A 17,833-nucleotide genomic window follows, 5' to 3' on the forward strand; every position below is an offset into this window, starting at 1 on the left:
CAGGCTGCACCGGTCAGGTGACCGGAACCCCGCGGCGCCAGACCTCCGACACCAGGGGCACGCCGGGCCGGTAGGCGAGGTGGACGTGGCTCGGGGCGTCGAGGAACGCGAGGTCGGCGTAAGCCCCCGGGATCAGCGCGCCGATGTCCGTGCGCCGCAGGGCCCGGGCTCCGCCCGCCGTCGCCGACCACACCGCTTCGTCGGGGGTCATCCCCATGTCCCGCACCGCCAGCGCGATACAGAAGGGGACCGAGGACGTGAAGGAAGAACCCGGGTTGCAGTCGGTGGAGAGGGCCACGGTGACGCCCGCGTCGAGCAGCCGGCGGGCGTCCGGCCACTGGGCGCGGGTGGAGAACTCGGCGCCGGGGAGGAGCGTGGCAACCGTGGTGCTGTTCGCGAGCGCGTCCACGTCAGCGTCCGTTACGTGCGTGCAGTGGTCCGCGCTCGCCGCGTCCAGTTCGACCGCGAGCTGGACGCCGGGGCCGTAGGAGAGCTGGTTGGCGTGGATGCGCGGGTGCAGGCCCTTCGCCTTGCCCGCCGTGAGGATCGCGCGGGCCTGGTCGCCGTCGAAGGCGCCCTTCTCGCAGAAGACGTCGATCCAACGGGCGTACGGGGCACAGGCGTCCAGCATCTCGCCGGTCACCAGGGCGACATACGCGGCGGGGTCGTCGGCGTAGTCGGGCGAGACGATGTGCGCGCCCAGGTAGGTGACCTCGTCGGTGTGCGCCGCCGCGATACGCAGCGCCCGTGCCTCGTCCTCGACGGTGAGGCCGTAGCCCGACTTCGTCTCGAAGGTGGTGGTGCCCTGGTGCAGTGCCTCGCGGAGGTAGCGCGTGAGGTTGCGTTCCAGGTCCTCGTCGGTGGCGGCGCGGGTGGCGGCGACGGTGGTGCGGATGCCGCCGGCCGAGTAGCTGCGGCCCGACATACGGGCGTTGAACTCCTGCGTGCGGTCGCCCGCGAAGACGAGGTGCGAGTGGGAGTCCACGAAGCCCGGGATCACCGCCCGGCCCCCGGCGTCGACCCGGTTGTCAGTGGCGGGTGCTTCTCTTGAATCACCGGTCCACGCGATGCGGTCGCCATCGATGACGAGCGCCGCGTCCTGGATCAGACCGAGGGGGGATCCTCCCTCACTCTCGAATTTGCTTGAGCGGGGGGACCCCCGTCCGAGGGAGGGATCGTTGGTGACCAGGCTGGCGATGTTGGTGATGACGGTGGTCGTCATGGCGGCGTCCTTGTGGGAGCTGGGGCTGCGGGGGACGGTCGTCGGGCTCAGGCGCGCAGGGCGTCCACAGCGTCCGCGAGAGCTGTCGGCACATCGGGTACGAGGGCGTGCGCGCCGTCCCGTACGACGTGCCGCCCGCCGACGATCGTGTGTCGTACGTCAGCCGCCGTCGCGGCGAATACCGCCGTCTCGGCGCCGAGACGCGGCACCGGTCCCGCTGTTCTGACCGAGTCGAGGGCGATCGTCGTGAAGTCGGCGAGCGCGCCCGCCTCCAGGCTGCCCGCGCCGTCCCAGCCCAGGGCCGCGTGGCCGTCGGCGGAGGCGGCGCGCAGGAGCGCGGCCGCCGTCCAGTGGCCGCGGGTGCGGGTGCGCAGGCGCTCGTTCAGCTCCATGGCGCGGGCCTCTTCGAGGAGGTCGATGACGGCGTGGCTGTCGGAGCCGAGGGAGAGCGGCGAGCCCGCGTTCTGCAGGGCGACCGCGGGGCCGATGCCGTCGGCGAGGTCCCGTTCGGTGGTCGGGCACATGCAGGTCCCGGTCCCGGATCGGCCGATCAGGGCGATGTCCTGACGGGTGAGGTGCGTGTTGTGGACGCCGGTCGTGCGCGGGCCGAGGACGCCGTGGTCGGCGAGCAGCTGGGTGGGGGTACGGCTGTGCGCGGCCTGGCAGGCGTCGTTCTCCGCCGTCTGCTCGGACAGGTGCACATGGAGCGGGGCCCGCCGTTCCTCGGCCCAGCGCGCCACCGTCGCCAACTGTCCGGCCGGCACGGCCCGTACGGAGTGGATGGCCGCACCGATCCGCGCGTGATCACGGTCCTTGAGAAGTGAAGAGCGTGTCGCCCAGGCGTCCGCGCTGCCGTCGGAGAAGCGGAGCTGGTGCCGGTTCGGGGGCTGCCCGAAGCCCGCGGACAGGTAGGCGGTGTCCAGGAGGGTGATCCTGATCCCGGCCTCGCCCGCCGCCGCGATGAGCGCCTCTCCCATCGCGTTGGGGTCGGCGTACGGGGTGCCGCCCGGGGCGTGGTGCACGTAGTGGAACTCGCCGACGGCCGTGACCCCGGCGAGCGCCATCTCCGCGTACACGGCGCGGGCGAGCGAGTGGTAGGTGTCCGGGGTCAGCCGGTCCGCGAAGGAGTACATGAGCTCGCGCCAGGTCCAGAAGGTGCCGGAGCCGACCTGGACGGTGCCGCGCAGGGCGCGGTGGAAGGCGTGGCTGTGGGCGTTCGCGAGCCCGGGGAGGGTGAGGCCGCGGAGGGTCTCGGCGCCGGGGGGCGGGGTGTCGACGCCGGTGCGGACGGCGGTGATGCGGCCGTCCTGGACGTCGAGGGCCACGCCCGGCTCGACGTTGGTGTCGAGCCAGGCGTGTTCCAGCCAGTACGTCTGCGTCACCTGCGGACCAGCCCTTCGAGTACGTCGGCGAGTGCGGTCACCCCGGCCGCGCAGTCGTCCTCGGCGGCGTACTCGGCCGGGGAGTGCGAGACACCCGTGGGGTTGCGTACGAACAGCATGGCGGTCGGGACCGTCCCGGAGAGGATTCCGGCGTCGTGTCCGGCGCCGGTGCCCAGGACGGGGACCCTCAGGTCCGCCTCCTTGCCCAGGATGCGGGCGAGCTCGTCACGCAGGGCGTGCTCGAACTCGACGACGGGCGTGAACGACTCACGGACGACGTCGAGTTCGACGCCCTGCGCCTCCGCGTACTCGCGGGCCGCCTTCTCGATGCCGGTGACGACCGTGTCCAGGCTCGCCTGGTCGGCGGCGCGGGAGTCGAGCCAGCCGCGGACGAGGGAGGGGATGGCGTTCACGCCGTTCGGCTCGACGGCGATCTTGCCGAAGGTGGCGACGGCGCCGGCGAGTTGGGCCTCTCTTCGCGCCGCGAGCACCGTCTCCGCGTACGACAGCATCGGGTCCCGGCGGTCCACGAGCCGGGTGGTGCCGGCGTGGTTGGCCTCGCCCCTGAAGTCGAACCGCCAGCGGCCGTGCGGCCAGATGGCGCTCGCGATGCCCACGCGGTCGCCGGAGAGGTCGAGGGCGCGGCCCTGTTCGACGTGCAGCTCCACGAACGCGCCGATGCGGGCGAGCCGCTCGGGGTCGGGGCCGAGGGTGTCCGGGTCGTACCCGGCCCGCTCCATGGCCTGCGGCAGCGTGATGCCCTCGGCGTCCGTCAGCCGGTGCGCCTGCTCGACGGTGAGCTGCCCGGCGGCGAGCCGCGACCCGACACACGCGAGCCCGAACCGGGCGCCCTCCTCGTCACCGAAGTTCACGATGGCGAGGGGCCGGGTGAACTCCACGCCGCGTGCGCGCAGTTCGTCCAGCGCGGCGAAGGACGACACGACCCCGAGGGGCCCGTCGAAGGCCCCGCCGTCCGGCACGGAGTCGAGATGAGACCCGGTGACGACGGCATCCCCCGCCGACGGGTCGCCGAGCCAGGCCCACTGATTCCCGTTCCGGTCGACCTCATGGGCCAGCCCACGGCCCTCGGCCTGCGCCCGGAACCAGCCCCGACATTCGACATCGGCACCAGTCCAGGCGAACCGTCGGTAGCCACCGGAGACGGAATGCCGCCCGATGGGCTTCAGCTCACGCCACATCTGGTGAAAGGAGTCGGCACCGGCTGGTCCGGGCGGGCCGGATCGCGGGGAGCCGGCGGGCGCTGTCGCGGCGGGCTGCGGGCGGTCGCCGGGCGGTGCCGGCGCAGGGCGCCGGCCGTCGCCGGATGCTGCTGTCGCAGGTTGCGGGTGATCACCGGGCGGCCCGGGACGTCCGGATTGTGGGGCGTTGACGGTTGCCGCTGCGGCGGGCTGCGGGCGGTCGCCGGGCGCTGCCGGCGCGGGCTGCGGGCCGTCACCGGCCGGGACAGGACGCCCGGATTGCGGGGTGCCGGCGGCTGCCGCTACAGCGGGCTGCGCGCGATCGCCGGTTGCTGACGCCACAGACAGCGGGTGGTCGCCGGGCGCCGCCGCCACAGGCTGCAGAAGCCCGTCGGTTGCTGACGCAACGGGCTGCACGCGGTCAACGGTTGCTGACGCCACCGGCAGCGAGCGGTCACCGGGCGCAGGCTGTGCGGAGCTGTCGGTGTCGGGCGCCGGCTCGGCCGCTCCAGGCTGTGGGCGGGCGTTCCGCTGGGCGGAACGGGTGGGCACAGCCGGGCCCGCGGGCGGCGGCGGGGCGGGCGCCCCCACCGGGGGGTTGCCGCCTCGCGCCGCGGGCGCGCCTTCTCGGTGGGTCACGCGGACTCGCCTTCCCGCATGGGGATCCGCACGCCGCGCTCGTCCGCGACAGACTCGGCGATGTCGTAGCCGGCGTCCACGTGCCGGATGACTCCCATCCCGGGGTCATTGGTCAGCACCCGGCGGATCTTCTCGCCGGCGAGCGCGGTGCCGTCGGCGACGGTGACCTGGCCGGCGTGGATGGAGCGGCCCATGCCGACGCCGCCGCCATGGTGGATGGACACCCAGGACGCGCCCGAGGCCACGTTCACCATGGCGTTCAGCAGCGGCCAGTCGGCGATCGCGTCGGAGCCGTCGAGCATGGCCTCGGTCTCGCGGTACGGCGAGGCGACGGAACCGCAGTCGAGGTGGTCGCGGCCGATGACGAGGGGAGCCGCGAGCTCACCGGAGGCGACCATGTCGTTGAAGCGCTCGCCGGCCTTGTCGCGCTCGCCGTAGCCGAGCCAGCAGATACGGGCGGGCAGGCCCTGGAAGTGGACGCGCTCGCCGGCCAGCTTGATCCAGCGGTGCAGCGACTCGTTCTCCGGGAAGAGGTCGAGGATCGCCTTGTCCGTCTTGTGGATGTCCGAGGCCTCACCGGAGAGCGCCGCCCAGCGGAAGGGGCCCTTGCCCTCGGAGAAGAGGGGCCGGATGTAGGCGGGGACGAAGCCGGGGAAGGCGAACGCCCGCTCGTACCCGGCGAGTTGGGCCTCGCCGCGGATGGAGTTGCCGTAGTCGAAGACCTCGGCACCGGCGTCCATGAAGCCGACCATCGCTTCGACGTGACGCGCCATGGACTCACGGGCGCGGGTGGTGAACCCGGCCGGGTCCTTCGCCGCATACGAGGCCATGTCGTCGAATTCGACACCGACGGGGAGGTAGGCCAGCGGGTCGTGGGCCGAGGTCTGGTCGGTCACGATGTCGATGGGGGCGCCCTCGGCGAGCATGCGCGGGAGCAGGTCGGCGGCGTTGCCGAGCAGGCCGATCGACAGCGGACGGCGGGCGTCGCGGGCCTCGACGGCAAGCTGGAGGGCGTGCTCCAGGGAGTCGGCCTTCACGTCGAGGTAGCGGTGCTCGATGCGGCGCTCGATGGCACGCGGGTCGACGTCGATACAGATCGCGACGCCGTCGTTCATCGTCACGGCGAGCGGCTGGGCGCCGCCCATGCCACCGAGGCCGGCGGTCAGCGTGATCGTCCCCGCGAGCGTGCCGTTGAACTTCTTCGCGGCGACGGCGGAGAACGTCTCGTACGTCCCCTGGAGGATGCCCTGCGTGCCGATGTAGATCCAGGAACCGGCGGTCATCTGCCCGTACATGGTGAGGCCCAGGGCCTCAAGGCGCCGGAACTCCTCCCAGTTCGCCCAGTCGCCGACCAGGTTGGAGTTGGCGATGAGGACGCGCGGGGCCCATTCATGGGTCTGCATGACGCCGACGGGGCGGCCGGACTGGACGAGCATCGTCTCGTCCTGCTTCAGGGTCCGCAGGGTGCGCACCATCGCGTCGAAGGAGCGCCAGTCGCGGGCCGCCTTGCCGGTGCCGCCGTAGACGACGAGCTTGTCGGGGTGCTCGGCGACCTCGGGGTCGAGGTTGTTCTGCAGCATCCGCAGGGCGGCTTCCTGCTGCCATCCCAGGGCACTCAGTTCCGTACCGCGCGGCGCTCGTACGGGGCGGGGTCCTGACATGGTCTGCCTCCTAAGCGGACTGTTGCAGTAGATATTCACATCCTGACTTCTTGAATAGAGCTAGTCAATAGCCCCATAGGCCAGCGCGGCCCCGTCGTGGATGTTTGGCTGGTACGTATGGGCGCAGACAGGGACACGGTGGCGAACTCCTCGGACAACGCGGGCGATGCGGGTGACGCGGACGGCGATCGTGTCCTGCGGCGCGACGATGCCGTCCGGGCCGCAGTGGAGCAGGGTCTCCTCACGCCGGGAACCCCCATCGTCGCCCTCCTCGACGTCCCCGGCATCCGGGCTTCGGCCGCCGCCCTGCGGGCCGCCTTCGACGCGGTGACCGCTCCCGGCACACCCGTGCTGCACGCGTTCGCGGTGAAGGCGACCCCGCTCGTGCCCGTGCTGCGGCTGCTGCGCGAGCACGGCATCGGCGCGGAGGTGGCGAGCCCCGGGGAGCTCGCCCTCGCCCGGGCGGCCGGGGTGAGGCCCGCGCACACGGTCCTCGACTCCCCCGCCAAGACACCCGCCGAGCTGAGGGAGGCGCTGGCGCTGGGCATCGCCGTCAACGCGGACAACCCGCAGGAGCTGGGCCGTCTCGACGCCCTCGTGCGGTCCGGGGTGACCCGATCCCCTCTCGGAATCCGGGTGAACCCGCAGGTCGGCGGGGGTTCGATCGAGGCGCTCTCGACGGCCACGGCGACCTCCAAGTTCGGGGTCGCGCTGCGGGACGAGGGGGCGCGGGAGTGGATCGTCCGGGCGTACGCCGACCGCCCCTGGCTGACCCGGCTGCACGCGCACACCGGGTCGCAGGGCATCCCGCTGTCACTGATGGCGCAGGGCGTGGCGGAGACGTACGCGCTGGCCGAGGAGATCAACCAGCACCTCGGGCGGCGCCAGATCGACACGATCGACATCGGCGGCGGCCTGCCGGTCAACTTCGGTTCCGACGCCACCGCCCCGACGTACGCGCAGTACGCGCGGCTGCTCGCCGGAGTGGTGCCGGGACTGTTCGACGGGCGGTACGGGCTGGTCACCGAGTTCGGGCGGTCACTCCTCGCCAAGCACGGGACGGTGCTCGCGCGGGTCGAGTACACGAAGTCCGCCGGGGGCCGGGCGGTCGCGGTCACTCACGCGGGCGTGCAGATCGCCGCCCGCACGGTGTACGCGCCCGCGTCCTGGCCGCTGCGGATCGCCGCGTACGACGCGAAGGGGCGCCCCAAGGCGGGCCCGGACGTCGTCCAGGACATCGCGGGCCCCGCCTGCTTCGCGGGCGACCTCCTCGCCGAGGGGCGCGCGCTGCCGCTGCTCGAACAGGGCGACTACGCGGCCGCGCTGGACACGGGCGCGTACTACTTCGCCCACCACTACGCGTACAACTCCCTCGCCCGGCCGGGTATCTACGGCTTCGCGCCGGACGGCGAGGGCGGCGTCCGCTTCGCCGTCGTACGAGAGCCGCAGACCCTCGACGAGATCGTCGCGGAGTCGGGCGGGGGCCGCCCGTCGGCCCTCACGGGACTCTGAGCAGGGCAGGGGAAGTCCCCTGCCGTTCGGCAGCGCCCTGAAGGGGCGCAGGGAACTGCGCGACCAGCGACGCCGGCGCCGCAGACGACCGACGGCACACCCTGGCACCCTCACAGGCACTCGCGCCCGTCACCCCCACCCGGCACCCGACACCTGGCCCCGGCGCGCGACCCCTCCCGCGCGCCCCGGCGCACCCGTGCGCGCCCTCGTCCAAGCCTTCGCGACGGCCCGAACCGGACGGAAAATATGGTCAGTTGACCCACCTTAGTCACCGCGAGGCATGTTCCACAGGAAAATGCCAGAACCCTCACTCTCGGCGCACACGTTGCGTAACTTCGGCGTCACTCGGCCGAACCCTTGGCGGGAGGGGAGACACGGTGCCCGGAATCGACGAGTGCCTACTGCAAGCCATGACACTGCCCGGTGCCCGGGGTGCCGCGGTGGTCGACTGGACCAGCGGCCTGGCCCTGGGCACGGCCGGGGATGCGCCGGGCGGTGACCACGAGACGACCGCGGCGGAGGCGGCGGAACTGGCCCGGCTCGCCGCGGAACACCGCGCGTTCGCGCCGGCCGACGGCTCCGACTGGTCGGACCGGGAGACCCCGGTCGAGGACCTGATCATCAGCAACCGTGACAGCTACCACCTGCTGCGCTTCGTGAGCACGACCTTCGACAGCAGCGTGTTCCTGCACCTGTGGCTGGCCCGCGCGGAGGGCAACCTGGCGCTGGCCCGTATCCGCCTCGGCGAGCTGGCCGGACGGCTGGTGCTCGGATGACGACGGTCAGGACACCTCCCCCTCCCCACCTCCCCGTGCGGGACAAGGCGGCCGACTCCGGTGGCGGTGGGGGCGTCTCGCCGATGCTGAGCCGGCTCGCCGCCGAGCGGGCCACCGGCGTACTGGTGCGCGAGCGCGGCACGCTCTACCTCGCCGACGGCGAGGTGGTTCACGCGGAGAGCCCCGCCACACCGGGGCTCGACGTGCTGTTCGCCGCCCGCGGGGTCCTGGACCCCGAGGTGTGGCGGGAGGCCGTCGCCGCCGCCGGGGCGCGCCACCGGGTCGGCCGGTTCCTGGTCGACAGCGGCCGAATAGCGGAGGGCGCACTGGAACTGTGCCACCTGGGATCGCTGTACGACGCGGCGTATTTCGTGCTCGGGGCGAGCAGCACCCCGAGCCGCTTCCGGTACGGGGCCGCGCACTGGCTCGGCCCCGTCCGCCCGGTGCCCGTGGCCGCGCTGGAGCGCGAGACCGTGCGCCGCCGCGAACTGCTGCACCGCATCTGGCCCGACCCGGCAACGGACACCGCACCGCTGGTGCGCGCCCACCTCGCCGCCGGCCCGCCGGTCCCGCTGCGCCAGGAGGCCGTACTCGGCCGGGTGGACGGCGTACGCACCGCAGCGGACGTCTCTCTCGCCCTGGGGCGGCCCGCCTTCCACACCCTGGTCGACCTGCGCCGGCTGGCCGCCGCCGGGCTCGTGACGGCGGCGCCCCCGGCGCAGCCGCCTCCCGTTCCCAGCGTGCTCACCCAGACCTCGGCCGACCCCGACGTGGCCCTGCTGCGGCGGCTCAGAGACGCGTTGGAGGCCCTGTGAGCCCCGACCCGCGGGAGGCCTTGTGATCCGCGCGCTACGACAGCGTGCCGAGAGGAGACTGCTGATGGCGGCGGAGCCCGAAGTCCTTGACGAACTCCACCGGTTGAGAGCCCGAGTACCCCAGCTGACCGGGGCGCTCGCGGCCAGCGCCGACGGTCTCGTCCTCGCCCACGACACCCCCGGCGTGGAGCCGGACGGCCTGGCCGCGCTCACCGCGGCCGCACTGGGTGTCGCCGTACGGATGGCGGACGCCACCGGTCAGGGCGACTTCCGTGAGCTGCTGGTGCGCGGCGTCGACGGCTATGTGGCGACGTACGCGGCGGGCGCCTCCGCCGTGCTGACCCTGCTCGCCCAGGACCGGGTGAATGTCGGCCGGCTGCACCTGGAGGGGCGCCGCGCCGGCACCCGGATCGGCGAGCTGGTGGCAGCCGCGACCGCACGCGGCGAACCGGCCGTCGGCTCGGCGAGGGCGCCCGCGAAGCCCGCCTCCGCCCCCTCGCGCAACCGCACGGCGCGCGGCGCGGCAGGTTCCCGCGCCGTCACCACCCCTACCCCCAACACCCCAACCACATCGGAAAGTTGAAAGGAATCACCACACCATGTCCAATACCGAAACCGCATTGAAAGAGGCGCTCGCCTCCATCGAGGGCGCGACCGGAGCCGCCCTCGTCGACTACACCAGCGGCATGGCGCTGGGCACCATCGGCGGCAGCAAGGGCTTCGACCTCAACGTCGCGGCGGCCGGCAACACCGACGTCGTACGCGCCAAGCTGCGCACCATGGAGCACCTCGGGCTGAAGGGCGAGATCGAGGACATCCTGATCACGCTGTCCGACCAGTACCACCTGATCCGGCTGATGAAGGGCCGCGGCGGCAACGGTCTCTTCCTGTATCTGGTGCTCGACGTCAAACGGTCCAACCTGGCGATGGCCCGCCACCAGCTGCGCAGGATCGAGGCAGACCTGGAGGTGTAGGCCGAGCCGGCGGACAACGCCTGATGGCAAACGGCCGATGACAAACGGCTGATGGCCACGAAGGATGACCAACGCTCGTTGACCAACGCAGGTTGGCCAACACCCGTTGACCGGTGACGGTTGCCAATGCAGGTTGGCCAACACCCGCTGACCAGTGAGGGTCAGCCGACACCCGTTGGCCGACACCCGTTGCCCAACGGCCGTTGGCCAACGGCCGATGCAGCCAGGCCGCCGTCAGTGGCGCCGCGCTCCGCCGGGCGCGGCGTCCCCGGCCGCCACACCGGTGGCCCGGCAGGCCTTGACCGGCTTGCCCGCAGGGGCGCCCGCGCCCCTGCCGAGCCAGTCGACGCGCACCCAGATCAGCTCCTGCTCGGCGCGTTCGCGGCGGCCGAGCCAGCCGGCCTTCAGCCACAGCCCGACGCCCACGCCGGCGAGCAGCATGCCACCCGCGGCAGGCACCGCGAACGAGCTGCCCAGCGCGGCCACGAAGGCGAGCAGCAGCCACCAGCGGTGACCCCGGCGCCAGTTCCGTACCGTCACCGCGCGGTCCTGGAGCACATCGTGCTTGCTGGCGCGCGCGGCGGAGCGGGCCAGTTCGGCGTACCGCTTCCTGCGCCTGTACGCCACCACGACGGCCGCGACGATGAACAGCACCGCCCCGGCCATGACCCCGATCCGGCGGCCGGTGATACCCGGCAACACCACCCCGATGGCCGCCGCGAACACCCCGCACCACCACAGCGGTGCGGCGCCCGCTCTCACGACGACAGCCACCCGGGCCAGTCCCTGCCCTCCGCGCCCCACGTTCCGCCTCCTTGTGCGTCCCAGTTCTCCGGGCGAGCACGCTAGCGAGCGAAGGTGAGACGAAGCTGAGAAGTACGGCGGCTCAACCAAACCGTGACTAGTGATAGTGACCAGTGACCAGCCACGAGCTCATAACTACTCCACTACTCCACGAACAGCCCCCGTGCGGCGGCCCGCGCGTCGAACTCCTCAAGACGCGCCTGTGCGTCCGGCAGGTCGTCGCACATCGCCTCCAGCAGGACGCGACCGAGGAGCATCGGGGCGCAGGCCGTGTCGAAGGCGAGGCCGGTACCGACGGCGGCCGGAAGCAGCAGGTCGGACACCTTCGCCACCGGTGCGAACGCCGAGTCCGCGACCGTCACCACCGTCAGCCCGGCAGCCTTGGCGTACGCCAGCGAGTCCACGACCTCGCGCGGGTGCCGGGGCAGCGCGAAGCAGAGCAGTGCGGTGGCCCCGGCGTGTACGGCGGCGTCGATGCGGTCTTGGAGCATCGTGCCGCCCTCGTGCAGCAGCCGTACGTCGGGGTGGACCTTGGCGGCGAAGTACGCGAAGCCGTACGCCTGGGAGGCGGCGGCGCGCAGACCGAGCACGGGCAGCGGTCTGCTCGCAGCGAGGAGCCGCCCGGCACGCGCCACCGGGCGAGGGTCGGCCAGCACCTCCGCCAGGTGCTTCAGGTTCTCGATCTCGGCCTCGACGGCCTGCTGGTACTCGTTGTACGAGCCGGAGCCCGCGCTCTGCTCGGCGGGCGCGACCTCGCGCAGGTGCTTGCGCAGCGCCGGATAGCCGTCGAAGCCGAGTGCGACCGCGAAGCGGGTGACGGACGGCTGGCTGACCCCGGCGAGTTCGGCGAGTTCGACGCTCGACAGGAACGGCACGTCGGAGGCGCGCCGCACCATGCTGTGCGCGATCCGCCGCTGGGTCGGTGTCAGCCGGTGCCCCTCGAAGAGCGCCTGAAGCCGCGCAGCGGGACTGTCCGTCGTCATACCGATACTCCCGCCAACACCCGTAGTCCCATCAACACCCGCATCCCCGCCCGCACTTGAGTCCGCAGCCCCGCCCGCAATCCCGCCCGCAGCTGCGTCCGCACTCGTGTCCGCACCGCTCATGACGCGCTCCCCCTCCAGATGTCCGTGAAACGGTCGAGCAGTGCGGCCGCGGCGCCCACGTCGTCGGTGAGCGGCCGGTCGGCCTGTTCCGGGTCGAGCACCGACTCGGCGAGCTCCAGCGCCCGCCCGGCCGGCAGCTCCGGGTCCGGCCGCAGCTCGCGCTGGCGCAAGGCCCGTACGGCGGCGACGAGTTCGCAGCCGACGACGAGACGGTACGCACCGCACGCCCGCAGGGTCTGCCGTGCGGCGAGCGAGGCGAAGCTGGCCTGCTCCTCGACGCCCCGGGAGAGTACAGCGTGGCCGAGCGAGGCGGGCGCGGAGAAGGCCCGAAGGTCACCGAGGGCGGCCGCGGCGGCGTACTCCAGGATCATCACGCCGGAGGACGCGGGTTCGCTGTCGGCCAGGAAGGGGCGCAGGCGGGTGTAGGCGGGTTCGTTCAGGGTGGAGAGCCGGGAGGTCGAGAGGCGGGCCACCTGTGTGACGGCCAGTCTGAAGTGGTCCAGCGCGAGGGCGAGTTGGGCCTGGTAGAAGCCGCCGTGGTGGTAGGCGGCCATGTCCTCGGGGGAGATCAGGGGGTTCTCGGCGGCGGCGTTGATCTCGACGGTGAGGACGTTCTCCAGCGCGTCCGCCGCGTCCTGCGCGGGCCCGTGAATCTGCGGCACACACCGGAAGCCGTACGGGTCCTGGATCCGTCCGAGCGGCGGCACCGGCCGGTCCGCCGCGCCGATCAACTCCCGCATCCGCCGCGCCACTTCGACCGAACCGCGGTGCGGACGGGCGGCGTGCACGGGTGCCGCGTACGCCTCGTGCGAGCCGTCGACCGCGATCAGCGAGAGGGCGGCGACCACCTGCGTGGCCCCGATGAGCCCGCGCAACTCGTCCAGGGCCAGGGCGGCCTGCCCGAGGGTGAGCGCGTTGCTGCTGATGAGCGCGAGGGCGTCGTTGTTGTCGAGGGGCTGCGGCTCGGGTCCCAGCCCCTCAACGGGGCGCCCTTCGGAAGACCGCCCCTCGGGGAACCGCCCGGCACCCGCCCCGGAGGACCACTCCTCGACCGACCGCCCGGCACCCGCCCCAGAGGACCACTCCTCGACCGACCGCCCGGCACCCGCCCCGGAGGACCACTCCTCGACCGACCGCCCGGCACCCGCCCCGGAGGACCACTCCTCGACCGACCGCCCGGCACCCGCCTCGGGTGACCGTCCCGCACCCGCCGCGGAAGCGTTCCCCTCGGAAGCCTTCCCTTCGGGTGACGGCCCGGCACCCGCCCCGGAGGACCGCCCCTCCGAGGACCGCCCTTCCGAGGACCGCCCCTCGAAAGCCCTCCCCTCGGGGAACCACCCCGCACCCACCCCCGAAGACCGCCAAGGGTGCTCCCCCGCCAGCGCCAGCCCCACCTGGGCCAGTGCCGCGATGTCCCCCGTGCCCACGGATCCGAACTCGTTCACCGCCGGGTACGCCCCGGTCTCCAGTGCCTCGCACAGTGCCGTGACGACGGTGGGCCGGAGTCCCGCCCCGCCCGCGAGGAGCTGGTTGGCCCGTACGGCGAGCATCGCGCGGACCTGCCGGGCGGGCAGTTCCTCGCCGATCGCCCCGGCGTGGCTGCGCAGCAGACGCAGACCGTGCCCCGCGGCGGACGCCGTCGGCACGTCCTCGTTCCGGTTGGCGCCCACGCCGGTGGACCGCCCGTACACGCGCCCGCTCGCGGCGATCTGCCGGGCCGCGTCCCAGGATTCCTCGACGCGCTTCATCGCTTCGGTGCCGGGAACCGGCCGCGCGGCCCCGTCGGCGAGCCGGACGATGTCGGCGACACCGGTGCTGCAGCCGTCCAGCACCACGAGACCGGTGTTCACCCCACTCGGCACGTCAACATTCCGAGACGACATAGAGCGCAAAATCCCCTCAGTCCGGGTAGCGGATCTCGCCTGGACGGCCATGAGTAACCGGCAACCGCTGCCGGACCATTGACAACCTATTCAGGTATACAGAACTTTGCATGACGATATACAGGCCGCGCAAGAGACGGCCTTGTCGTACGGCGCAACACGGTGCACATTCCGGATCGGGCGGGGGTGCGGCCCACTCCGAACAGGGGGGCTAACCCCAGTGCCCCGGCGCCGTCGAATCCCTAACGTAGGCACCATGACCGGTATGGAAGCCCGCGGCGACGCCGAACTGAAGAAGGAACTCGACGCCACCTTGCACGCACGCAAGGAGCTGGGCGAAGAGTACGAGTCCGCGTTGGTCGACTCGTTCCTGGAGAAGGTCGAACAGCGCTTTGACGGCGTGGTCGACCGCCGGGTGCGGCGCCAGCTCGCGGAACAGCAGATGGTGGTGGCCCGAGGCGAGCGCACACCCCAGTCCAGCGACTCGTTCGGCGAGCGCTTCGGCTTCGGGATCGTCTCCCTCGTCCTCGCCGTCCCCCTGTCCGGGATCGGCGGCGGCGTCTCGGGCCTGCCCGGCCTCCTGGTCGCCTGGGGCGGCATCGTGGGGGTCAACATCGTCCAGGCCGTGCGTCTTCACCCGGACTTCTTCGGCAGGCGCAGGGGAAAGTCGAAGTCGGACTGGGAAGACTAGGAAGAAGACCGGGAAGACTGGGAAGACTGGGAAAGTCCCGTCAACACAGGCGAAAGTCGCGGCAACACAAGCGAAGGGCCCGGCACCTGTGACAGGTGCCGGGCCCTTCGAAGCTTGCGCGGGGACCGCCGCACCCCCGATACCGGGGGGCGGGACGACGGCGATCCCCGCGAGGGACGCGAGCCGGGTCAGGGCCGGGCTTACGCGTCCGTGGCGTCATGGAGGTCCGGGAGCCGCTCCGAAGGTCCTTGACGCCGTTTTGGTGTCGGCCGGGGCGGGGAGCCGCTCCCGCCCTTGCCGACATCCACCAATGTGCCGGATCCGTGTTAAGCCGGTGCTGCGCGGACGTGACGCGTTCGTACCACTTCCGCGAAGTTCCCTCTCGAAGGCGCCGCTCAGAAGCATTCCCGCAGCTCGGCCCGGACGCCTGCCCGGTCTGTTACTGCTTCGACCCGCCCTTGGCCAGGAAGGACAGCAGGTCCTGGCGGCTGACGACCCCGGTGGGCTTGCCCTCGACGAGGACGATCGCGGCGTCGGCGCCGCCGAGCACGGACATCAGGTCGCCGACCGGCTCACCGGAACCGACCTGCGGCAGCGGCGCCGACATGTGCTTCTCCAGCGGGTCCTCCAGGGAGGCCCGCTTGGTGAACAGCGCGTCGAGCAGCTCGCGTTCGACGACGGACCCGATGACCTCGGCGGCCATCACGTCCGGGTGCCCGGCGCCCGGCTTCACGATCGGCATCTGCGAGACGCCGTACTCGCGCAGCACCTCGATCGCCTCGCCGACCGTCTCCTCCGGGTGCATGTGGACGAGGGTGGGGATGTGGCCGTGCTCCTTGTCGTCGAGGACGTCGGCGACACGTGCGCTCGGCCCGGTGTCCTCCAGGAACCCGTAGTCGGCCATCCACTCGTCGTTGAAGATCTTGCTGAGGTAGCCGCGGCCGCTGTCGGGCAGCAGGACGACCACGACGTCGTCGGGCCCGAGCCGCTCGGCCACCCGCAGCGCGGCGACGACGGCCATGCCGCAGGACCCGCCGACGAGCAGCCCCTCCTCCTTGGCGAGGCGGCGCGTCATCTGGAAGGAGTCCTTGTCGGACACGGCGACGATCTCGTCGGCGACGGACCGGTCGTACGCGGTGGGCCAGAAGTCCTCGCCCACGCCCTCGACCAGATACGGCCGCCCGGACCCGCCGGAGTACACGGACCCCTCGGGGTCGGCGCCCACGACCTGCACCCTGCCGTCACTGACGTCCTTCAGGTACCGCCCGGTGCCGGAGATGGTGCCGCCGGTGCCCACACCCGTCACGAAGTGGGTGATCTTCCCCTCCGTCTGCTCCCACAGCTCGGGGCCGGTGGAGTGATAGTGCGAGAGGGGATTGTTGGGGTTGGAGTACTGGTCGGGCTTCCACGCGCCGGGCGTCTCGCGCACGAGCCGGTCGGAGACGTTGTAGTACGAGTCCGGGTGCTCGGGGTCGACGGCGGTGGGGCAGACGACGACCTCGGCGCCGTACGCCCGGAGCACGTTGATCTTGTCGGTGCTCACCTTGTCGGGGCACACGAAGATGCACTTGTACCCCTTCGTCTGCGCCACGATGGCGAGCCCGACTCCGGTGTTTCCGCTGGTCGGCTCGACGATGGTGCCCCCCGGTTGGAGGGCTCCGCTCTCCTCCGCCGCCTCGATCATGCGCAGGGCGATGCGGTCCTTCACGGACCCGCCGGGGTTGAAGTACTCAACCTTCGCGAGGACGGTCGCCTGGATGCCCGCGGTCACGTTGTTGAGCCTCACCAGCGGGGTGTTGCCGACGAGACTGATCATCGAGTCGTGGAATTGCACCGTTGTCTCCGGAGCTTTGTTTCAAATGGGATGGTCCCGTCAGCGTAAGGCGTCGGATGACCGTTCACGCACCGTTGAGATTGGAGAACGGCCTTCACGGGGCAAGCACTGGATGTACGGCTATGAGGAGGTGACGGCGACGCATGGCGGGTATGTCGAGGGCGAGGGTGGCCCGGCGGATCGCGGCGGGCGCTGCGTACGGCGGTGGCGGGATCGGCTTGGTGGGCGCGGCCGCGGTCGGCGTGCTGCTGGCCGAGGTGCAGATGGCGAAGCGTGTGGTGGGCAACGGACACACACCGCACGCGCCGCGCGGTGAGGGCCTGTACGGGTACGGATACGCCGGGCAGGACGGTCCGCCGCTGCGGCTGACCATGCTCGGGGACTCCACGGCCGCCGGCCAGGGTGTGCACCGGGCCCGGCAGACGCCGGGGGCGCTCATCGCGTCCGGGCTCGCGGCGGTCGCCGAGCGTCCGGTGGAGCTGAGCAACGTGGCGCTGCCCGGGGCCCAGTCGGACGACCTGGACCGCCAGGTAGCGCTGGCCCTCGCGGACACCTCCCGGGTACCCGATATCTGCGTCATCATGATTGGCGCGAACGATGTGACCCATCGGATGCCGCCGACGCGGTCCGTGCGTCATCTGTCCTCGGCTGTACGTCGCCTGCGCACGGCCGGTGCGGAGGTCGTCGTGGGTACCTGTCCCGACCTGGGCACGGTCGAGCAGGTCCAGCAGCCGCTGCGGTGGCTGGCCCGCCGGGCCTCGCGGCAGCTTGCCGCCGCGCAGACGATCGGTACGGTCGAGCAGGGCGGTCGTACGGTGTCGCTGGGCGACCTGCTGGGGCCCGAGTTCGAGGCGAATCCGCGGGAGCTGTTCGGCCCCGACAACTACCACCCCTCGGCGGAGGGATACGCCACCGCCGCGATGGCGCTTCTTCCCACGGTCTGCGCTGCCCTCAATCTCTGGCCGGCGGAGGAGGAGCGGCCGGACGCCTCGCGTCGCGAGGGCTTCCTGCCGGTCGCCCGTGCGGCTGCGGAGGCCGCTTCCGAGCCCGGCACCGAGGTGACGGCCGCGATGCCCACCGGGCCTCGCGGGCCCTGGGCCCTCCTCAAGCGCCGCCGCCGGCGCCGCGTCCCGGCGACGGACCCGACACCGGCACCGTCCGCGTGACCGGGGGATTTTCTTCGCCCCCTCCGCCCCTGCCCGTCCCTGTTCCTGGGGGCTGCCGCCCCCAGACCCCCGCTGTCGCGCTGAACGCGCTCGTCCTCAAACGCCGGACGGGCTGAGGGGGTTCAGCCCCTCCGGCGTTTGAGGAGCGGGGGTTTGGGGGCGGAGCCCC

General features: G+C 72.3%; 15 protein-coding genes. 7 read left to right on the plus strand and 8 right to left on the minus strand.

What is annotated here, in order from left to right:
• Positions 1-13: 13 nt before the first annotated feature.
• The 4 genes from hutI to hutU form a co-directional block, all read right to left on the minus strand.
• Entirely contained in the window at positions 14-1,222 is a 1,209-nt protein-coding gene (gene hutI, locus ACFVKT_RS38775; RefSeq protein ID WP_385741195.1) for an imidazolonepropionase, read from the minus strand.
• 47 nt (positions 1,223-1,269) lie between these two features.
• Positions 1,270-2,604, minus strand: coding sequence for a formimidoylglutamate deiminase (locus ACFVKT_RS38780; RefSeq protein ID WP_385741197.1), 1,335 nt, complete (start codon positions 2,602-2,604; stop codon positions 1,270-1,272).
• A complete protein-coding gene (locus tag ACFVKT_RS38785) occupies positions 2,601-3,803 on the minus strand; it encodes an allantoate amidohydrolase (protein WP_385741200.1) in 1,203 nt (400 codons plus the stop codon). Before ACFVKT_RS38785 ends, ACFVKT_RS38780 begins: the two co-directional genes overlap by 4 nt.
• A gap of 635 nt (positions 3,804-4,438) precedes the next feature.
• Complete coding sequence (hutU, locus tag ACFVKT_RS38790; RefSeq protein WP_385741203.1) at positions 4,439-6,103, minus strand: urocanate hydratase; 1,665 nt, start codon at positions 6,101-6,103, stop codon at positions 4,439-4,441.
• 117 nt (positions 6,104-6,220) lie between these two features.
• On the opposite strand from hutU, the gene ACFVKT_RS38795 reads away from it, so the two are divergent.
• From ACFVKT_RS38795 to ACFVKT_RS38815, 5 genes are all read left to right on the plus strand, one after another.
• Entirely contained in the window at positions 6,221-7,615 is a 1,395-nt protein-coding gene (locus ACFVKT_RS38795; protein ID WP_385741206.1) for a diaminopimelate decarboxylase, read from the plus strand.
• A gap of 377 nt (positions 7,616-7,992) precedes the next feature.
• On the plus strand, positions 7,993-8,391 hold the full coding sequence (locus ACFVKT_RS38800) for a hypothetical protein (protein ID WP_385741209.1): 399 nt from the start codon (positions 7,993-7,995) through the stop codon (positions 8,389-8,391).
• Entirely contained in the window at positions 8,388-9,206 is an 819-nt protein-coding gene (locus ACFVKT_RS38805; protein ID WP_385741212.1) for a transcriptional regulator, read from the plus strand. Before ACFVKT_RS38800 ends, ACFVKT_RS38805 begins: the two co-directional genes overlap by 4 nt.
• Positions 9,207-9,270: 64 nt before the next feature.
• Positions 9,271-9,789 (plus strand): roadblock/LC7 domain-containing protein, encoded by a 519-nt coding sequence (locus ACFVKT_RS38810; RefSeq protein WP_385741215.1) that lies wholly within the window; start codon positions 9,271-9,273, stop codon positions 9,787-9,789.
• Between the two features lie 16 nt (positions 9,790-9,805).
• On the plus strand, positions 9,806-10,180 hold the full coding sequence (locus ACFVKT_RS38815) for a hypothetical protein (RefSeq protein WP_385741218.1): 375 nt from the start codon (positions 9,806-9,808) through the stop codon (positions 10,178-10,180).
• 234 nt (positions 10,181-10,414) lie between these two features.
• Here ACFVKT_RS38815 and ACFVKT_RS38820 read toward each other — a convergent pair whose 3' ends face one another.
• The 3 genes from ACFVKT_RS38820 to ACFVKT_RS38830 form a co-directional block, all read right to left on the minus strand.
• Positions 10,415-10,984, minus strand: coding sequence for a hypothetical protein (locus ACFVKT_RS38820; RefSeq protein WP_385741220.1), 570 nt, complete (start codon positions 10,982-10,984; stop codon positions 10,415-10,417).
• A gap of 143 nt (positions 10,985-11,127) precedes the next feature.
• Complete coding sequence (locus ACFVKT_RS38825) at positions 11,128-11,967, minus strand: MurR/RpiR family transcriptional regulator (protein WP_385741223.1); 840 nt, start codon at positions 11,965-11,967, stop codon at positions 11,128-11,130.
• A 119-nt stretch (positions 11,968-12,086) separates the two neighbouring features.
• A complete protein-coding gene (locus ACFVKT_RS38830) occupies positions 12,087-13,952 on the minus strand; it encodes an aromatic amino acid lyase (RefSeq protein WP_385741226.1) in 1,866 nt (621 codons plus the stop codon).
• Between the two features lie 277 nt (positions 13,953-14,229).
• On the opposite strand from ACFVKT_RS38830, the gene ACFVKT_RS38835 reads away from it, so the two are divergent.
• Entirely contained in the window at positions 14,230-14,664 is a 435-nt protein-coding gene (locus ACFVKT_RS38835) for a hypothetical protein (protein WP_385741229.1), read from the plus strand.
• A gap of 439 nt (positions 14,665-15,103) precedes the next feature.
• On the opposite strand, the gene ACFVKT_RS38840 is transcribed toward ACFVKT_RS38835, so the two are convergent.
• Positions 15,104-16,498, minus strand: coding sequence for a cystathionine beta-synthase (locus ACFVKT_RS38840; protein WP_385741232.1), 1,395 nt, complete (start codon positions 16,496-16,498; stop codon positions 15,104-15,106).
• Between the two features lie 143 nt (positions 16,499-16,641).
• On the opposite strand from ACFVKT_RS38840, the gene ACFVKT_RS38845 reads away from it, so the two are divergent.
• Complete coding sequence (locus ACFVKT_RS38845) at positions 16,642-17,664, plus strand: SGNH/GDSL hydrolase family protein (protein ID WP_385741235.1); 1,023 nt, start codon at positions 16,642-16,644, stop codon at positions 17,662-17,664.
• Positions 17,665-17,833: the final 169 nt, after the last annotated feature.

The sequence above is a fragment of the Streptomyces sp. NPDC127595 genome (genome assembly GCF_042671685.1).
Lineage (GTDB): Bacteria > Actinomycetota > Actinomycetes > Streptomycetales > Streptomycetaceae > Streptomyces.

What these genes read in the sequence shown, in the direction of transcription:
- hutI (WP_385741195.1), bottom strand. Translation starts at nt 1,222, where the DNA reads ATGACGACCACCGTCATCACCAACATCGCCAGCCTGGTCACCAACGAT.
- ACFVKT_RS38785 (WP_385741200.1), bottom strand. Translation starts at nt 3,803, where the DNA reads ATGTGGCGTGAGCTGAAGCCCATCGGGCGGCATTCCGTCTCCGGTGGC.
- hutU (WP_385741203.1), bottom strand. Translation starts at nt 6,103, where the DNA reads ATGTCAGGACCCCGCCCCGTACGAGCGCCGCGCGGTACGGAACTGAGT.
- ACFVKT_RS38795 (WP_385741206.1), top strand. Translation starts at nt 6,221, where the DNA reads ATGGGCGCAGACAGGGACACGGTGGCGAACTCCTCGGACAACGCGGGC.
- ACFVKT_RS38805 (WP_385741212.1), top strand. Translation starts at nt 8,388, where the DNA reads ATGACGACGGTCAGGACACCTCCCCCTCCCCACCTCCCCGTGCGGGAC.
- ACFVKT_RS38810 (WP_385741215.1), top strand. Translation starts at nt 9,271, where the DNA reads ATGGCGGCGGAGCCCGAAGTCCTTGACGAACTCCACCGGTTGAGAGCC.
- ACFVKT_RS38815 (WP_385741218.1), top strand. Translation starts at nt 9,806, where the DNA reads ATGTCCAATACCGAAACCGCATTGAAAGAGGCGCTCGCCTCCATCGAG.
- ACFVKT_RS38825 (WP_385741223.1), bottom strand. Translation starts at nt 11,967, where the DNA reads ATGACGACGGACAGTCCCGCTGCGCGGCTTCAGGCGCTCTTCGAGGGG.
- ACFVKT_RS38835 (WP_385741229.1), top strand. Translation starts at nt 14,230, where the DNA reads ATGACCGGTATGGAAGCCCGCGGCGACGCCGAACTGAAGAAGGAACTC.
- ACFVKT_RS38845 (WP_385741235.1), top strand. Translation starts at nt 16,642, where the DNA reads ATGGCGGGTATGTCGAGGGCGAGGGTGGCCCGGCGGATCGCGGCGGGC.